We start from the raw sequence: 15,887 nt of genomic DNA on the forward strand, positions 1-15,887 counted from the left end.
ACGCTTAGTCGCTTAACCTCACAACCCGAAGATGTTTCTTTCGATTCATCACCGGTTTGCGAAAATTTGAGAGACTCGAACACACATTAACTGTGTGTCGTTTCAATTTTCAGCTTGATCCAGATTTTTAAAGAGCAAAATTTCACAATGCACTTCGCAGTACATTTTGAAATTTATCATTCATCAGACAATCTGTGTGAGCACTACAAAGGCAGGTTCTTTAAGGTAAGGAGGTGATCCAACCGCAGGTTCCCCTACGGTTACCTTGTTACGACTTCACCCCAGTCATGAATCACAAAGTGGTAAGCGCCCTCCCGAAGGTTAAGCTACCTACTTCTTTTGCAACCCACTCCCATGGTGTGACGGGCGGTGTGTACAAGGCCCGGGAACGTATTCACCGTAGCATTCTGATCTACGATTACTAGCGATTCCGACTTCATGGAGTCGAGTTGCAGACTCCAATCCGGACTACGACGCACTTTATGAGGTCCGCTTGCTCTCGCGAGTTCGCTTCTCTTTGTATGCGCCATTGTAGCACGTGTGTAGCCCTACTCGTAAGGGCCATGATGACTTGACGTCATCCCCACCTTCCTCCAGTTTATCACTGGCAGTCTCCTTTGAGTTCCCGGCCGGACCGCTGGCAACAAAGGATAAGGGTTGCGCTCGTTGCGGGACTTAACCCAACATTTCACAACACGAGCTGACGACAGCCATGCAGCACCTGTCTCAGAGTTCCCGAAGGCACCAATCCATCTCTGGAAAGTTCTCTGGATGTCAAGAGTAGGTAAGGTTCTTCGCGTTGCATCGAATTAAACCACATGCTCCACCGCTTGTGCGGGCCCCCGTCAATTCATTTGAGTTTTAACCTTGCGGCCGTACTCCCCAGGCGGTCGACTTAACGCGTTAGCTCCGGAAGCCACGCCTCAAGGGCACAACCTCCAAGTCGACATCGTTTACGGCGTGGACTACCAGGGTATCTAATCCTGTTTGCTCCCCACGCTTTCGCACCTGAGCGTCAGTCTTTGTCCAGGGGGCCGCCTTCGCCACCGGTATTCCTCCAGATCTCTACGCATTTCACCGCTACACCTGGAATTCTACCCCCCTCTACAAGACTCTAGCCTGCCAGTTTCGAATGCAGTTCCCAGGTTGAGCCCGGGGATTTCACATCCGACTTGACAGACCGCCTGCGTGCGCTTTACGCCCAGTAATTCCGATTAACGCTTGCACCCTCCGTATTACCGCGGCTGCTGGCACGGAGTTAGCCGGTGCTTCTTCTGCGGGTAACGTCAATTGCTGTGGTTATTAACCACAACACCTTCCTCCCCGCTGAAAGTACTTTACAACCCGAAGGCCTTCTTCATACACGCGGCATGGCTGCATCAGGCTTGCGCCCATTGTGCAATATTCCCCACTGCTGCCTCCCGTAGGAGTCTGGACCGTGTCTCAGTTCCAGTGTGGCTGGTCATCCTCTCAGACCAGCTAGGGATCGTCGCCTAGGTGAGCCGTTACCCCACCTACTAGCTAATCCCATCTGGGCACATCTGATGGCAAGAGGCCCGAAGGTCCCCCTCTTTGGTCTTGCGACGTTATGCGGTATTAGCTACCGTTTCCAGTAGTTATCCCCCTCCATCAGGCAGTTTCCCAGACATTACTCACCCGTCCGCCACTCGTCACCCGAGAGCAAGCTCTCTGTGCTACCGTTCGACTTGCATGTGTTAGGCCTGCCGCCAGCGTTCAATCTGAGCCATGATCAAACTCTTCAATTTAAGTTTGATGCTCGTGAATTAAACTTCGTAATGAATTACGTATGTTCACTCAGAGACTTGGTATTCATTTTTTGTCCGAAGACATTAAGAATCCATGTCACTTTGAGTGCCCACACAGATTGTCTGATAAATTGTTAAAGAGCAGTTGCGACGCGGCTTACAGCTCACCGTCGCGAGGTGGCGTATATTACGCTTTCCTCTTTCAGAGTCAACCCTGAAGTTCAGGATTTTTTCTCTTCAACCGACCGGGTTAACTGTGAAGTGATTCACATCTGCCGTGTCGATGGAGGCGCATTATAGGGTGCCGCCGAGGAATGACAAGCGGAAATATGCATTTTTATTTCGACCGCTCACCTTTTCACCAAAAAGGCTATTTTTGGTGCTTTTTAATCTCTTTTGGCAGCTCTGCCAGGCTATTAATCACCCAATCCGCGGCACTCTCTGCTTCAGGGGTCACAGGTTTGCCGGTGCGCACAAGTATTTTAGTCCCCACACCTGCGGCGGTTGCTGCCTGCATATCTTCCAGTTTATCGCCCACCATATAAGAAGCAGCCATATCGATATGCAGGAATTCCTGCGCAGAGATAAACATTCCCGGATGCGGCTTGCGGCAATCACACGTCTGGCGAAACTCTTCTACAGTTCCCTGCGGGTGGTGCGGGCAATAGTAAATGCCATCAAGTTCGACACCGCGGTCAGCCAGCGACCAGTCCATCCATTCCGTCAGCGTCTCGAATTGCGCCTCGGTGAATTTTCCACGTGCGATACCGGACTGGTTGGTCACGACCACCAGCGCATAGCCCATCTCTTTCAGCTGGCGCATGGCATCGATAACGCCCTCGATAAACTCGAACTCATCAATCTCGTGGACATAACCGTGATCCACATTAATAGTGCCATCACGATCGAGAAAAATTGCGGGTACTGATTTTGCCACCGGTTTGCTCCTGAAAAAGGCATGTACAGCTAGTATCTCATGAATCGCAGCGCAATAAAGTGCTCATCGTACAGAGTTGGATTGATTTAGACGTCTGGATGCCTTAACATCCGTTTTGTTTACGGTCATCACCCGTATCTGGCAGAAGAAAATGCCACGGCTAACTTACATACGATAAAAATAATCTAATGATTAAACTTTCCAATATCACCAAAGTGTTCCAGCAGGGGAACCGAACCATTCAGGCGCTGAACAATGTCAGCCTGCATGTTCCTGCTGGTCAAATTTATGGCGTCATTGGCGCATCGGGTGCAGGTAAAAGTACGCTGATCCGTTGTGTTAACCTGCTTGAGCGCCCAACCCAGGGTCGTGTAGAAGTAGGCGGGCAGGAACTGACCGCCCTTTCAGAGAAAGAACTGACGAAAGCACGCCGCCAGATTGGCATGATCTTCCAGCACTTTAACCTGCTGGCCTCCCGTACGGTATTTGGCAACGTTGCCTTGCCGCTGGAACTGGACAACACGCCAAAAGAAGAAGTTAAGCGTCGCGTAACCGAACTGCTGGATCTCGTCGGTCTGGGTGATAAACACGATAGCTACCCGGCAAACCTGTCCGGTGGACAAAAACAGCGTGTGGCCATTGCCCGCGCGCTGGCAAGTAACCCGAAAGTGCTGCTGTGCGATGAAGCCACCAGCGCATTAGATCCCGCCACTACGCGTTCCATTCTGGAGCTGCTGAAGGACATCAACCGTCGCCTCGGCCTGACCATTCTCCTTATTACACATGAAATGGACGTGGTGAAACGCATCTGTGATTGCGTCGCGGTAATCAGTAACGGTGAGTTGATTGAGCAAGACACGGTCAGCGAAGTGTTTTCCCATCCGAAAACCCCACTGGCACAACAGTTTATTCAGTCCACGCTGCACCTGGATATTCCGGAAGATTATCTGGAGCGTTTAAAAACAGAATCGACCGCGGACAGCGTCCCGATGCTGCGTATGGAGTTCACTGGCCAGTCCGTCGATGCGCCACTGCTGTCCGAAACCGCGCGCCGCTTTAATGTGAATAACAATATCATCAGCGCGCAAATGGATTACGCCGGTGGCGTGAAGTTCGGCATCATGCTGACGGAAATGCACGGCACACAAGCAGAAACCCAGGCGGCAATTGCCTGGCTGCAAGAACATCACGTAAAAGTAGAGGTACTGGGTTATGTCTGAGCCGATGATGTGGCTGCTGGTTCGCGGCGTTTGGGAAACGCTGGCAATGACCTTTGTATCAGGCTTCTTTGGTTTTGTGATTGGTCTGCCGGTCGGCGTGCTGTTGTATGTGACGCGCCCGGGACAAATCATTGAGAACGCGAAGCTGTATCGCACCCTGTCTGCACTGGTGAATATCTTCCGTTCTATCCCGTTCATTATTCTGCTGGTGTGGATGATTCCATTTACCCGTGTGATCGTGGGAACGTCTATCGGTTTGCAGGCAGCCATCGTTCCGCTGACCGTGGGAGCTGCGCCGTTTATCGCCCGTATGGTGGAAAACGCCCTGCTGGAAATCCCGACCGGTTTGATCGAGGCTTCCCGCGCGATGGGGGCAACGCCAATGCAGATCGTGCGTAAAGTCCTGCTGCCTGAAGCGCTGCCAGGGCTGGTGAATGCGGCAACCATTACGTTGATTACTCTGGTGGGTTATTCCGCGATGGGCGGTGCCGTTGGCGCCGGCGGTTTAGGCCAGATTGGCTACCAGTACGGCTATATTGGTTATAACGCTACCGTAATGAATACCGTTCTGGTATTGCTGGTTGTGCTGGTTTACTTAATCCAGTTCTCTGGCGATCGCATCGTCCGGACTGTTACTCACAAATAACGTTACACACAACACAAACTCGACGAGTTAAGGATATAACATGGCGTTTAAATTAAAGACCTTTGCAGCGGTAGGCGCGCTGATCGGCTCTCTGGCACTGGTGGGTTGCGGTCAGGACGAAAAAGATCCAAACCACATCAAAGTGGGCGTTATCGTGGGTGCAGAACAGCAGGTTGCTGAAGTCGCGCAGAAAGTCGCGAAAGAGAAGTATGGTCTGGACGTTGAGCTGGTGACCTTTAACGATTACGTTCTGCCGAACGAAGCGCTGAGCAAAGGCGATATCGACGCCAATGCCTTCCAGCACAAACCTTACCTGGATCAGCAGATCAAGGATCGCGGCTATAAACTGGTGGGTGTGGGTAACACCTTTGTTTACCCTATTGCCGGTTACTCCAAGAAAATTAAATCTCTGGACGAACTGCAGCCAGGCTCTCAGGTTGCCGTCCCTAACGACCCAACCAACCTTGGCCGTTCCCTGCTGCTGCTGCAGAAAGTGGGCCTGATTAAACTGAAAGACGGTGTTGGCCTGCTGCCAACCGTTCTGGATGTCACCGAGAATCCGAAAAATCTGAAAATTGTTGAGCTGGAAGCCCCACAGCTGCCACGTTCTCTCGACGACGCGCAGATTGCCCTGGCCGTTATCAACACCACGTACGCCAGCCAGATTGGCCTGACGCCAGCAAAAGACGGTATCTTCGTTGAAGACAAAGATTCCCCGTATGTAAACCTGATCGTGACTCGCGAAGACAACAAAGATGCGGAAAACGTGAAGAAGTTTGTACAGGCTTATCAGTCTGACGAAGTTTACCAGGAAGCCAACAAAGTGTTTAACGGCGGCGCTGTTAAGGGCTGGTAATCTCACCTCAGTGTAATATCATCAAGACGGGCTTATGCCCGTCTTGTCATTTGTGCAGTCAACTGATTCAATATCTGACGTTTTGATTATCCATTGAGGAATTATTATGCGTGCTTTACCGATCTGTCTTTTAGCACTCATGCTGAGCGGCTGTTCTATGCTAAGCAGATCTCCTGTTGAACCTGTCCAAAGCACGGAAACCCCGCCAAAAGCAGAACCCGTAAAACCGAAAGCGCCTCGCCCTGCGCCGGTTCGCATTATTACCAAAGCTGACGAACTCGTGGGTAAACCTTTCCGTGAACTGGGTGAAGTAAGCGGCGAATCCTGTCAGGCTACCAATCAGGACTCTCCACCGAATATCCCAACAGCGCGTAAACGCATGCAGATCAACGCGGCAAAAATGAAAGCCAACGCGGTTCTGCTGCATAGCTGCGAAGTGACCAGTGGAACACCGGGTTGCTACCGTCAGGCGGTTTGCATCGGCTCGGCGCTGAACATTACGGCGAAATGAGTTCATTTCAGTTCGAACAGATAGGCGTTATTCGCTCTCCCTATAAAGAGAAGTTCGCCGTGCCACGCCAGCCAGGTCTGGTCACCAGCGGTGGCGAGCTTCACTTGATCGCGCCCTACAATCAGGCCGATGCCGTACGCGGGCTCGAAGCATTCAGCCACTTATGGGTTGTGTTTGTGTTTCACCAGACGATGGAAGGTGGCTGGCGTCCGACCGTACGCCCTCCTCGCCTGGGAGGCAACGCCAGGATGGGCGTGTTTGCGACGCGCTCAACCTTCCGTCCAAACCCTGTCGGGATGTCGCTGGTCGAACTGAAAGGTATACGCTGTCAGAAGGATCAGGTCATACTGGAGTTAGGCAGCCTTGACCTGGTTGATGGCACGCCAGTTATCGATATCAAGCCGTATCTCCCCTTTGCCGAAGCGTTACCCGACGCCCGCGCAAGCTATGCCCAGGAAGCACCGCAGGCAGATATGCCTGTTCACTTCACGGCTGAGATAACCACGCAGCTTCAGCAGCTGGAAACACGCTATCCCCGCCTTCGTGACTTTATCACCGAAGTGCTGGCTCAGGACCCCCGTCCGGCCTATCGTAAAGAAGAGGACGCCGGGAAAACCTACGCCGTCTGGCTGCTGGATTTTAACGTTCGCTGGCGCGTGACCGGGGCAGGTTTTGAAGTGTTTGCCCTTGAACCCAGGTAATTTTGTCCTCCTCTCTTTTGGCATCTTTGCCACACTGGTAAACTAAACCACTTTTTTTGTCTCAGGCTGGTGTTTCAGCCTGTTCCAATCGTCGAAATGGAACCGTAACAACATGCGTACTAGCCAATATCTGCTCTCCACTCTGAAGGAGACGCCTGCCGACGCCGAAGTGATCAGCCATCAGCTGATGCTGCGCGCCGGGATGATCCGCAAGCTGGCCTCCGGGTTATATACCTGGCTGCCGACCGGCGTGCGCGTCCTGAAAAAAGTCGAAAACATCGTGCGTGAAGAGATGAACAACGCCGGTGCTATCGAGGTGTCCATGCCTGTGGTTCAGCCCGCTGACCTGTGGCAGGAGAGCGGCCGTTGGGAGCAATATGGCCCTGAGCTGCTGCGTTTCGTTGATCGTGGCGAGCGTCCATTCGTCCTCGGCCCAACGCATGAAGAAGTCATTACCGACCTGATTCGTAATGAGCTGAGCTCTTACAAACAGCTGCCGCTGAACTTCTTCCAGATCCAGACCAAGTTCCGTGATGAAGTTCGCCCACGTTTCGGCGTCATGCGCTCACGCGAATTCCTGATGAAAGATGCTTACTCTTTCCATACGTCTCAGGAATCGCTGCAAGAGACCTACGACAAAATGTACGAGGCTTACAGCAAAATCTTCTCCCGTATGGGTCTGGATTTCCGTGCTGTGCAGGCTGATACCGGTTCTATCGGCGGAAGCGCGTCTCATGAGTTCCAGGTTCTGGCTCAGAGCGGTGAAGACGATGTCATCTTCTCTGACTCTTCTGATTACGCCGCGAACATCGAGTTTGCAGAAGCGCTGGCCCCTAAAGCGCCACGTGCTGCTGCAACCGAAGAGATGACGCTGGTTGATACACCTCACGCAAAAACCATTGCCGAGCTGGTTGAGCAGTTCAACCTGCCCGTCGAAAAAACGGTAAAAACCCTGCTGGTGAAATCCACCGAAGGTAGCGCGTACCCGCTGGTTGCCCTGCTGGTGCGTGGCGATCACGAACTGAACGAAGTGAAAGCTGAGAAGCTGCCTCAGGTTGCCAGCCCGCTGACGTTCGCAACGGAAGCGGAAATCCGTGCCGTCGTGAACGCAGGTCCTGGCTCTCTGGGCCCGGTGAATATGCCGGTTCCGGTGGTTATTGACCGTACGGTAGCCGCAATGAGCGACTTCGCCGCTGGCGCTAACATCGACGGTAAACATTACTTCGGCATCAACTGGGATCGCGATGTCGCGACGCCGGAAGTGGCTGATATCCGTAACGTGGTGGCAGGCGATCCAAGCCCGGACGGCCAGGGCACCCTGATGATCAAACGCGGTATCGAAGTGGGCCACATCTTCCAGCTGGGGGATAAATATTCCCGCGCGCTGAATGCCGCCGTTCAGGGGGAAGATGGCCGCAACCAGATCCTGACCATGGGTTGCTACGGTATCGGTGTGACGCGTGTGGTTGCAGCCGCCATTGAGCAAAACTACGATGAACGTGGCATCGTCTGGCCAGACAATATCGCCCCGTTCCAGGTGGCTATTCTGCCAATGAACATGCACAAGTCTTACCGTGTGCAGGAGCTGGCCGAAAAACTTTACTCCGAGCTCCGCGCTCAGGGTATCGAAGTGCTGATGGATGACCGTAAAGAGCGTCCAGGCGTGATGTTTGCCGATATGGAACTGATCGGTATCCCGCACACCGTAGTCATCGGCGACCGTAACCTCGACAGCGACGACATTGAATACAAATACCGTCGCAGTGGTGAAAAGCAGATGATCAAGACTGGCGACATTCTTGATTACCTGGTGAAAGCCATCAAAGGTTAACGTTCAACAAAAAACCCCGCTCAGGCGGGGTTTTTTAATGGGTCGATATCGGCTTATTTGCTGTTACAGTCTTTGCCCGCAACAAACTTCGCGTCTTTATCTGCCACCAGCGTTTTCACCAGCTCTCCGCTATCCGGATTCGGCTCCAGCGTAAAGTGACCATCTACCGTCAGCAGGACAGGCTTGCTGTCATTGCCACGCGCAACAGCGTAATCACGCTCCAGCTGCGCATTGTTCGCCACGCTGATTTTCTTGCCGGTGGCGCAGTCGGTAAAGATCGCCGCATCCGCCATATAGAAATACATCCCACGCATTGGCATTGGCGTTGCAGGCAGGGCCGCTTTCACCGGGGCCAGCGTATAGTTGAACTGGGACTCAATCGGATTGCCTTCGCGGTCGAGCATCTCCATCCCTTCACCTTTGGCGCGGAAATAGGTTTTCTCACCGGTGGTATCCGTCAGTACCAGCTTCTCAGCCGTACGCGCCCATGTCCCGTAGCTCGCAAAGGAAGATGGTTCTTTCGCGCCCTGATAACGCTGGTTCATAACCCAGGTACCATCTTTCTGCAGGAACAGTGACGTTTCAATGCCCTCGCAGTCGGCACACGGTAAAACGCCGCGCCAGCTCTGCTGCATTGGTTTTAACTCTTCATTCTGCGCAGGCTGCACGACCTGCGTTTCAGAACGGTTGTTACACCCGAAAAGCGCAAACAGCGTACTCACTGCCAGCGCTGACAATAATGCTTTTTTCACAATGAATTCCTTATGAAATTGTGTTCCTTTTCGTCACTCCGTAGGGCGACGAACTTTACCGCGTAGTGCTTTCACTGTGGATTTTTGGGCCTTCGACGATAGCCGACGCTCTTTCGATGCGCGGGTCGGTCGCGTTGCCCGACGGCTTTTTTGCACTGCTGTTAATTCTTTAATCATCGACACCAGTCTGGCAATCGCCGCTTCGCGGTTCAACTCCTGGCTGCGGTACTCCTGCGCTTTAATCACAATCACGCCATCACTGGTGATCAGGTGATGGCTGGCAGCGAGCAGGCTTTCTTTGTAATACTCTGGCAGGCTGGAGGCCCGAATGTCAAAGCGCAAATGGATAGCCGTTGAAGCCTTGTTAACGTGCTGTCCACCCGCCCCCTGAGCACGGATGGCGGTGATCTCCAGCTCATTGTCAGGGATGCTAACGTTTCGGGACAAGACAATCATGGCGCTGGCTGCCACGCCGTCAAATGAATTTCCAGATTATTCTGAGAATCAGAAAGCCAGATAGCACCGTCCTGAATTGTGGCCTGCAGGACCATCGTCCGGCTGGCAAACTCGCTCAGCTTCGCCAGTTGCTCATCGTCCAGATACCAGACGGTAAGGTTGGCAAACTGCCCGCACTTGCTCTTGCTTTGCTGCCACCAGATTTCCGCAGCACGTTGATTATACGCGAATAACGCCACGTTAGCGGACTGCGTGCAGGCCTTTTTAATGCGGCGCTCATCCGGCAGGCCGAGTTCAATCCATAAATCGATACCCAGATGATCGTTGTGCAGCCAGGCCTCTGGCTCGTCCTCAGCGCTTAAGCCACGGCTAAATTGCAGACGCTCGTCAGCATACTTTATCCACGCCAGCAGGCGCAGCATCATGCGCTCCTGGGTTTCAGAGGGGTGGCGTGCCAGAGTGAGTGACGCATCCAGGAACTGGTTGCGGTCAAGATCTGCCACATTGACCACAGCTTTATAAATTGTCGCTTTCAGCGCCATGAGAGAACTCCTTTCGAATCAGGCGCACATTGTAGCGAAAAAGGAATAAAAAGGCTGTTCCCGGGTGAACATTCACCGGCTATCAAGGCGCTGATATTGCTTAAATGAGTATGGTATAGTCACCTTGCTAAACCGAGTTTATCTTCGTAGGCTTAATGATATCTCACAGTAAGTCAGTGCGCTGGCGGGAGGGGATGTGAATAATTATTGTGAGTTAATTCGCAAACGGTATGCGGAAATCGCCAGCGGAGATCTGGGGTATGTCCCGGACGCGTTGGGCTGTGTATTGAAAGTGCTTAATGAAGTGGCCTCTGATGAGGGCCTTTCAGAATCGGTCAGGGAAAAAGCAGCGTATGCTGCGGCGAATTTACTGGTGAGCGATTATGTCAATGAATGAAACTTATCAACCCATCAATTGTGATGACTATGACAACCTCGAACTCGCCTGCCAGCATCATTTAATACTGACGCTGGAGCTAAAAGATGGCGAAGTGTTGAGGGCAAAAGCCAGCGACCTGGTTTCGCGAAAGAATGTGGAATATCTGATAGTGGAAGATGCCGGGGCGACGCGTGAGCTACGTCTGGACAAAATTGCCAGCTTCAGCCACCCGCAAATCGGCACCGTTGTGGTGAGCGAATCCTGATGACACTAACGGGCAGCCCGGCTGCCCGTTACGCTTTCCACTCAAACTGCACGCCCGTTTCTGCCCACCCCTCTTGCGTAATGAATACCCCCGCAGCAGCAATCAGCGTTTCACCGTAGAAAAGTAGCGGCGTGGTATCGCGTCGCCAGGGCGGCACATTGCTCTCCTGCCAGATTTTCTTCAGCTTCCGCCCTCCGTTGCGCCCGACAATATGCAGCAGACCACCCGCCTTAAAGCGCACGGTTACCGGCTCCCCAGGTTCAGGCAGACGTACATGGCCGGTTGGCACCAAAGACACACGACCGGCATCACAGGGCAACAGCAGCGGTTCCGCAAGCGACGGCCAGTCGAGTACCCTGTCGGCGAGCGAGGGGGATGATTTAACCCACCAGAGCGCCCCTTTATAGCGTCTGACATCGAAACCGTTCAGGTGCACACACGGCGTAGCATCTTCCCGTGCCAGGGCGACTTCATCCCAGAGACGAGCCAGCATTGCCCGCGACGGCATAGCGGCACCGTGAGAGGCCAGCCAGCGTCGTAACAATGCGGCCCGACGCGCCGGGCTCATCGCTTCCAGCGGTGCGATGGTAAGCGATCCCTGCTCGGTAATCAGTTCCGCCAGCACTTCGCTCAGCAGCTCATCCAGCAGACTCTCCTGTTCAGCGCACAGCATGGCGCTGCGTGCTGCCGCTTCTGCAAAGTGCGGCCAGCGCTCGCTCAGAAGCGGTACGACACGCAGACGCAGGAAGTTACGGTCATAGCGGTCATCCTGGTTGCTTTCATCTTCAATCCAGCTCAGCCCGTGTTCCCGTGCCCACGTTTCCAGCGAGGCTCGCGTCTCGCCAAGCAGTGGGCGAAGGAGGTGCGATCCGGCGAAATCAGCCCGTTCTGGCATCGCGGATAATCCCGCCGGGCCGCTTCCTCGTTTGAGGGCCAGTAATAACGTCTCGCACTGGTCATCGAGATGCTGCGCCGTGACCAGCGCTTCGTCAGGCTGTAATTCAGCGGCAAAAGCGGCATAGCGTGCTTTACGCGCCTGCGCCTCAATGCCCAGCCCCTCATCATGGAGATGTACACGTTCAACAGTCAGCGGGATCGCCCATGCTGCACACACCGCCTCGCAGTGTGCCACCCACGCATCCGCGTGCGGGCTTAACCCGTGATGAATGTGCATCGCCCGAAGCTGAATATCAGGCTCGTTGTCACGCCAGAGTTTGAGACGGTGGAGCAGAACGGTGGAATCCAGGCCACCGCTAAACCCCACCAGCAGCTGGCGGTACGGTGAAACGGCTTGAGCAATCGCGGGTAGGGTCATAGAAAATCACACATAAAAATGCCCGAACTGAGCGGGCATTATCACACAGGGTGGAAATTACTGCTGGTAAAGCTCCAGCGGAAGGCCATCCGGATCGCTGAAAAAGGTAAAACGCTTGTCGGTGAACGGATCGATACGAATCGCTTCGCACTTCACGCCGTGGGTCTCCAGATGTTTTACGGCGCGATCAATGTCGTCGACGCTAAAGGCAAGGTGGCGCAGGCCGCAAGCTTCCGGACGGGACGGACGTGCTGGCGGAAAAGGAAAAGAGAACAGCTCAATCACATATTGCCCGTTTAAAGCGAGATCGCCTTTCCAGGAGTCACGCTCCTCACGGTAAGCCTCGCTTAACAACGTAAAGCCCAGAATATCGCAGTAGAAGGCCTTACTTTTTGCGTAATCGGTGGCAATGATCGCAATATGGTGAACCTGTTTTAAACCCAGCATAGCTTCTCCTTTTTATGATGCCTGAACGTTACAACCGAAAACCCGGGCCTGGCAAGCTGTCGCCCTTATTTTAGGACTCGCACCCAGTAACCCCCTTGCTCATCACGCTTCGCCCCGTGAATATCGGTCTCAAAGCCCGGATAGTGGCGCCCCACTGAGCAGAGCATCAGCAGAAAATCGAGCACCGCCCGACTCTCTTCGGTGATCATCTCCCCCGGCATCAATAACGGTACGCCCGGCGGATAAGGCAGGATCATGTTAGCCGACACGCGCCCGACCAGATTTTCCAGCTCAACGGTTTCAACCTCCCCTTTCACCTGACGTTGCCAGGCCTTGTGTGGGGTCAACTTCATCTCTGGTAGCACGTCAAACGCCTGCAGCATCAGGCGCGGCAGATCGTGCTGACGAATCAGCCGATGGATCCCCTGGGCCAGATCCTGAATGCGCATATTGCGGTAGAAGTCAGGATCTTCAGCATAAAGATCCGGCAGCATATTTTTCACCCGCAGGTTGAGATCGTAAGCGCGCTTAAACTCCATCAGTCCGCGCAATAAACCCATCGCACGGGTTTTATCAATCCCGATACTGAACAGGAACAAGAGGTTATACGGGCCGGTTTTCTCCACCACTACGCCACGTTCATCAAGGAATTTTGCCACCAGAGCAGCAGGAATGCCTTCGTCACTCATCGTGCCCTGTTCGTCCATCCCCGGCGTCAGGATCGTTACCTTCACCGGGTCGAGGAACATATGGTCGGCGTCGGCATCGCGAAAACCGTGCCAGCTCTCGCCGGGTGAGACAGGCCAGCACTCGGCCTCATCAATCTCTTCGGGTTGCCAGATATCGAAGAACCAGCCGTCCGCTTCATCTTTAAGCCGCTGAACTTCTTTACGGAAATGCAGCGCCCGCTCTACAGACCGATTGATCAGACGCTTGCCCGGATTCCCGCGCAGCATTGCCGCCGCCGTTTCAATAGAGGCCACCAGCGGATAGCTTGGCGAGGTGGTGGTGTGCATCATAAAGGCTTCGTTAAACGTCTCTTCGTCGTACTCGCCTTTGATGTGAATAAGCGAGGCCTGAGAAAACGCGGCCAGCATTTTGTGCGTCGACTGCGTTTCGAAAAACACTTTGCCCGGCACGCGCTCACCGCTCATGCCGCTTTTTCCCGCGTAAATCGGGTGAAAGTTGGTGTATGGCACCCACGCGGAGTCAAAGTGGATCGACGGCACATCCAGCGTCTGCTTAATCCAGTTGGTGTTATAGAGCAGACCGTCATAGGTGGAGTTAGTGATGACCGCATGGATCGGCCAGCTTGCCCCCGGGATCGCCGCGACCTTATGTTCAATCGCGGCGTGGCTAAATTCACGACGCGGGATCCCGCCGAGGATCCCAAGCGCGTTTCGCGTCGGGGAGAGCCATAACGGCACGACATCGCTCATCATCAGCAGATGAGCCAGCGACTTGTGGCAGTTACGGTCAATCAGCAAGGTGCTGCCGGCGGGTGCGGCGTACATTCCGACGATTTTGTTTGATGTCGAGGTACCGTTGGTCACCATATAACTCTGCTCGGCCCCAAAAGTCCGGGCAATGTATTCTTCAGCTTCCAGGTGCGGTCCGGTGTGATCGAGCAGCGATCCGAGTTCAGTGACGGAAATCGACACGTCCGCTTTGAGCGTGTTGCCCCCGAAGAAATCATAGAACAAACAACCCACCGGGCTTTTTTGATAGGCCGTCCCGGCCATATGGCCAGGCGTGCAGAAGGTGTATTTACCTTCTTTGACGTAAGTGAACAGCGCGCGGGTAAACGGTGGCGTGATGTTATCGAGATATTCACCGGTGTACTGCTGAATACGGGTCGCAATATCTTCCGCGACACCGAGTGAGTATTCAAAGAACCACAGCGCCATTCGCATATCATGAGCGCTCACGTCCATTGTCGAGTGGGTATTAATAAAAGCGTACAGCGGGAGATATTCGTTCAGCTTATTGATATCGCTGCACAACTCCATGTCGTACTCGTCCCAGTCGAAGATCACGCCACAGATGCGAGGGTTGTGCTCGATAAATTTCAGCAGGTCGGCGCTATTGTGCGGCCAAATCAGCTGGTACCCGCGGGACTGAAGGGCTTGCTCCAGCTCCTTAATGGGCTCGTCTTTATAAAAGACGCCGTGCGGCCCCATAATGGCGATGATGTTCACGGGTTACCTCCTTGAAAAACATTAGCTAAGCATAGTTAAGGTAAACGGCAGGCATAAAAAAAGCCGCAACAATGTGCGGCTTTTAGGATAATTGTGAAGCTTACGCGTAACCGTAGGTCATCAGACGCTGGTAACGACGGTTGAGCAGATCTTCTGTGCTCAGGACATCCAGGTCCGCCAGGTCTGCCAGCAACTGCGCTTTCAGGGAAGCCGCCATCACTTCCGGCTTACGATGCGCGCCACCCAGAGGTTCAGGGATCACGGAGTCGATCAGCTTCAGCTCTTTCAGACGTGGGGCAATGATGCCCATCGCTTCTGCAGCCAGAGGCGCTTTATCGGCGCTCTTCCACAGAATAGAGGCACAACCTTCCGGGGAGATAACGGAATAGGTGCTGTACTGCAGCATATTCACTTTATCGCCCACGCCAATCGCCAGCGCACCACCGGAACCCCCTTCACCGATAACGGTACAGATGACCGGCACCTTCAGGCGAGACATCTCGCGAAGGTTACGCGCGATGGCTTCTGACTGGCCACGCTCTTCCGCGCCCACGCCAGGATACGCACCCGGGGTGTCGATGAAGGTGATGATTGGCATCTTGAAACGCTCAGCCATCTCCATCAGACGCAGGGCTTTACGGTAGCCTTCTGGTGCCGGCATACCAAAGTTACGACGAATTTTCTCTTTGGTTTCACGGCCTTTCTGATGACCAATGATCATCACCGGGCGCCCGTCCAGACGTGCGATGCCGCCGACGATAGCTTTGTCGTCAGCGTAAGCGCGATCGCCTGCCAGTTCGTCAAATTCGTCAAACGCCAGGCGGACATAATCCAGGGTGTACGGACGCTGTGGATGACGCGCCAGCTGGGCGATCTGCCATGCGCCGAGATCGGCAAAGATTTTGCGCGTCAGTTCTACGCTTTTCTCACGCAGACGATGCACTTCTTCATCGATGTTAATATCCAGTTTTTCATCCTGACGGCTTACCGCTGTCAGAGAATCGATTTTCGCTTCCAGCTCAGCAATCGGCTGTTCGAAATCAAGGAAATTCAGACTCATAGTAT

Annotated in this window: 16 protein-coding genes and 1 rRNA gene; 8 read left to right on the plus strand and 9 right to left on the minus strand. The window is 53.7% G+C overall.

Annotation, left to right across the window (positions count from 1 at the left end):
• Positions 1 to 226 precede the first annotated feature (226 nt).
• Positions 227 to 1,766, minus strand: a 16S ribosomal RNA gene (locus tag QLG09_RS04860).
• A 370-nt stretch (positions 1,767 to 2,136) separates the two neighbouring features.
• Positions 2,137 to 2,703 (minus strand): D-glycero-beta-D-manno-heptose 1,7-bisphosphate 7-phosphatase, encoded by a 567-nt coding sequence (gmhB, locus tag QLG09_RS04865; protein ID WP_014168732.1) that lies wholly within the window; start codon positions 2,701 to 2,703, stop codon positions 2,137 to 2,139.
• Positions 2,704 to 2,891: 188 nt separating this feature from the next.
• Here gmhB and metN point away from each other — a divergent pair, with 188 nt between their 5' ends.
• The 6 genes from metN (at position 2,892) to proS (ending at position 8,468) form a co-directional block, all read left to right on the plus strand.
• On the plus strand, positions 2,892 to 3,923 hold the full coding sequence (metN, locus tag QLG09_RS04870; RefSeq protein WP_014168731.1) for a methionine ABC transporter ATP-binding protein MetN: 1,032 nt from the start codon (positions 2,892 to 2,894) through the stop codon (positions 3,921 to 3,923).
• Positions 3,916 to 4,569: a methionine ABC transporter permease MetI gene (locus tag QLG09_RS04875; protein WP_014168730.1), complete on the plus strand. Its 654-nt coding sequence runs from the start codon at positions 3,916 to 3,918 to the stop codon at positions 4,567 to 4,569. The genes metN and QLG09_RS04875 overlap by 8 nt, the downstream gene beginning before the upstream one ends.
• A gap of 40 nt (positions 4,570 to 4,609) precedes the next feature.
• Positions 4,610 to 5,425 carry a methionine ABC transporter substrate-binding lipoprotein MetQ gene (gene metQ / locus QLG09_RS04880; RefSeq protein WP_014168729.1) on the plus strand — a complete coding sequence of 272 codons (816 nt, stop codon included), beginning with the start codon at positions 4,610 to 4,612 and terminating at the stop codon, positions 5,423 to 5,425.
• Between the two features lie 106 nt (positions 5,426 to 5,531).
• Complete coding sequence (gene rcsF, locus QLG09_RS04885) at positions 5,532 to 5,936, plus strand: Rcs stress response system protein RcsF (RefSeq protein WP_282488757.1); 405 nt, start codon at positions 5,532 to 5,534, stop codon at positions 5,934 to 5,936.
• On the plus strand, positions 5,933 to 6,637 hold the full coding sequence (tsaA, locus tag QLG09_RS04890) for a tRNA (N6-threonylcarbamoyladenosine(37)-N6)-methyltransferase TrmO (RefSeq protein WP_041162435.1): 705 nt from the start codon (positions 5,933 to 5,935) through the stop codon (positions 6,635 to 6,637). Before rcsF ends, tsaA begins: the two co-directional genes overlap by 4 nt.
• 112 nt (positions 6,638 to 6,749) lie before the next feature.
• The gene (proS, locus tag QLG09_RS04895) at positions 6,750 to 8,468 is read left to right on the plus strand and encodes a proline--tRNA ligase (RefSeq protein WP_014168725.1); all 1,719 of its coding nucleotides are present in this window, start codon (positions 6,750 to 6,752) and stop codon (positions 8,466 to 8,468) included.
• A gap of 53 nt (positions 8,469 to 8,521) precedes the next feature.
• On the opposite strand, the gene nlpE is transcribed toward proS, so the two are convergent.
• Genes nlpE through QLG09_RS04910 form a run of 3 tightly spaced genes read right to left on the minus strand, consistent with a single transcriptional unit; the run spans position 8,522 to position 10,218 of the window.
• On the minus strand, positions 8,522 to 9,220 hold the full coding sequence (nlpE, locus tag QLG09_RS04900; RefSeq protein WP_014168724.1) for an envelope stress response activation lipoprotein NlpE: 699 nt from the start codon (positions 9,218 to 9,220) through the stop codon (positions 8,522 to 8,524).
• Between the two features lie 33 nt (positions 9,221 to 9,253).
• The gene (arfB, locus tag QLG09_RS04905; RefSeq protein WP_020882624.1) at positions 9,254 to 9,676 is read right to left on the minus strand and encodes an alternative ribosome rescue aminoacyl-tRNA hydrolase ArfB; all 423 of its coding nucleotides are present in this window, start codon (positions 9,674 to 9,676) and stop codon (positions 9,254 to 9,256) included.
• Positions 9,673 to 10,218 carry a YaeQ family protein gene (locus tag QLG09_RS04910; protein ID WP_014168722.1) on the minus strand — a complete coding sequence of 182 codons (546 nt, stop codon included), beginning with the start codon at positions 10,216 to 10,218 and terminating at the stop codon, positions 9,673 to 9,675. Before QLG09_RS04910 ends, arfB begins: the two co-directional genes overlap by 4 nt.
• 196 nt (positions 10,219 to 10,414) lie before the next feature.
• Between QLG09_RS04910 and QLG09_RS04915 the strand changes: the two genes are divergently transcribed.
• Both QLG09_RS04915 and rof read left to right on the plus strand, forming a co-directional pair.
• A complete protein-coding gene (locus QLG09_RS04915; protein WP_014168721.1) occupies positions 10,415 to 10,615 on the plus strand; it encodes a YaeP family protein in 201 nt (66 codons plus the stop codon).
• The gene (gene rof / locus QLG09_RS04920) at positions 10,602 to 10,862 is read left to right on the plus strand and encodes a Rho-binding antiterminator (protein WP_049023089.1); all 261 of its coding nucleotides are present in this window, start codon (positions 10,602 to 10,604) and stop codon (positions 10,860 to 10,862) included. Before QLG09_RS04915 ends, rof begins: the two co-directional genes overlap by 14 nt.
• A 28-nt stretch (positions 10,863 to 10,890) precedes the next feature.
• On the opposite strand, the gene tilS is transcribed toward rof, so the two are convergent.
• From tilS to accA, 4 genes are all read right to left on the minus strand, one after another.
• The gene (gene tilS / locus QLG09_RS04925) at positions 10,891 to 12,177 is read right to left on the minus strand and encodes a tRNA lysidine(34) synthetase TilS (RefSeq protein WP_282488758.1); all 1,287 of its coding nucleotides are present in this window, start codon (positions 12,175 to 12,177) and stop codon (positions 10,891 to 10,893) included.
• A gap of 57 nt (positions 12,178 to 12,234) precedes the next feature.
• Positions 12,235 to 12,624 carry a VOC family protein gene (locus QLG09_RS04930; RefSeq protein WP_063156918.1) on the minus strand — a complete coding sequence of 130 codons (390 nt, stop codon included), beginning with the start codon at positions 12,622 to 12,624 and terminating at the stop codon, positions 12,235 to 12,237.
• A 65-nt stretch (positions 12,625 to 12,689) separates the two neighbouring features.
• The gene (locus tag QLG09_RS04935; RefSeq protein WP_196356120.1) at positions 12,690 to 14,822 is read right to left on the minus strand and encodes a lysine decarboxylase LdcC; all 2,133 of its coding nucleotides are present in this window, start codon (positions 14,820 to 14,822) and stop codon (positions 12,690 to 12,692) included.
• Positions 14,823 to 14,922: 100 nt separating this feature from the next.
• Positions 14,923 to 15,882 (minus strand): acetyl-CoA carboxylase carboxyl transferase subunit alpha, encoded by a 960-nt coding sequence (accA, locus tag QLG09_RS04940; protein WP_014168716.1) that lies wholly within the window; start codon positions 15,880 to 15,882, stop codon positions 14,923 to 14,925.
• Positions 15,883 to 15,887 lie beyond the last annotated feature (5 nt).

The sequence above is a fragment of the Enterobacter sp. V89_11 genome (genome assembly GCF_029967775.1).
Classification (GTDB): domain Bacteria; phylum Pseudomonadota; class Gammaproteobacteria; order Enterobacterales; family Enterobacteriaceae; genus Enterobacter; species Enterobacter ludwigii.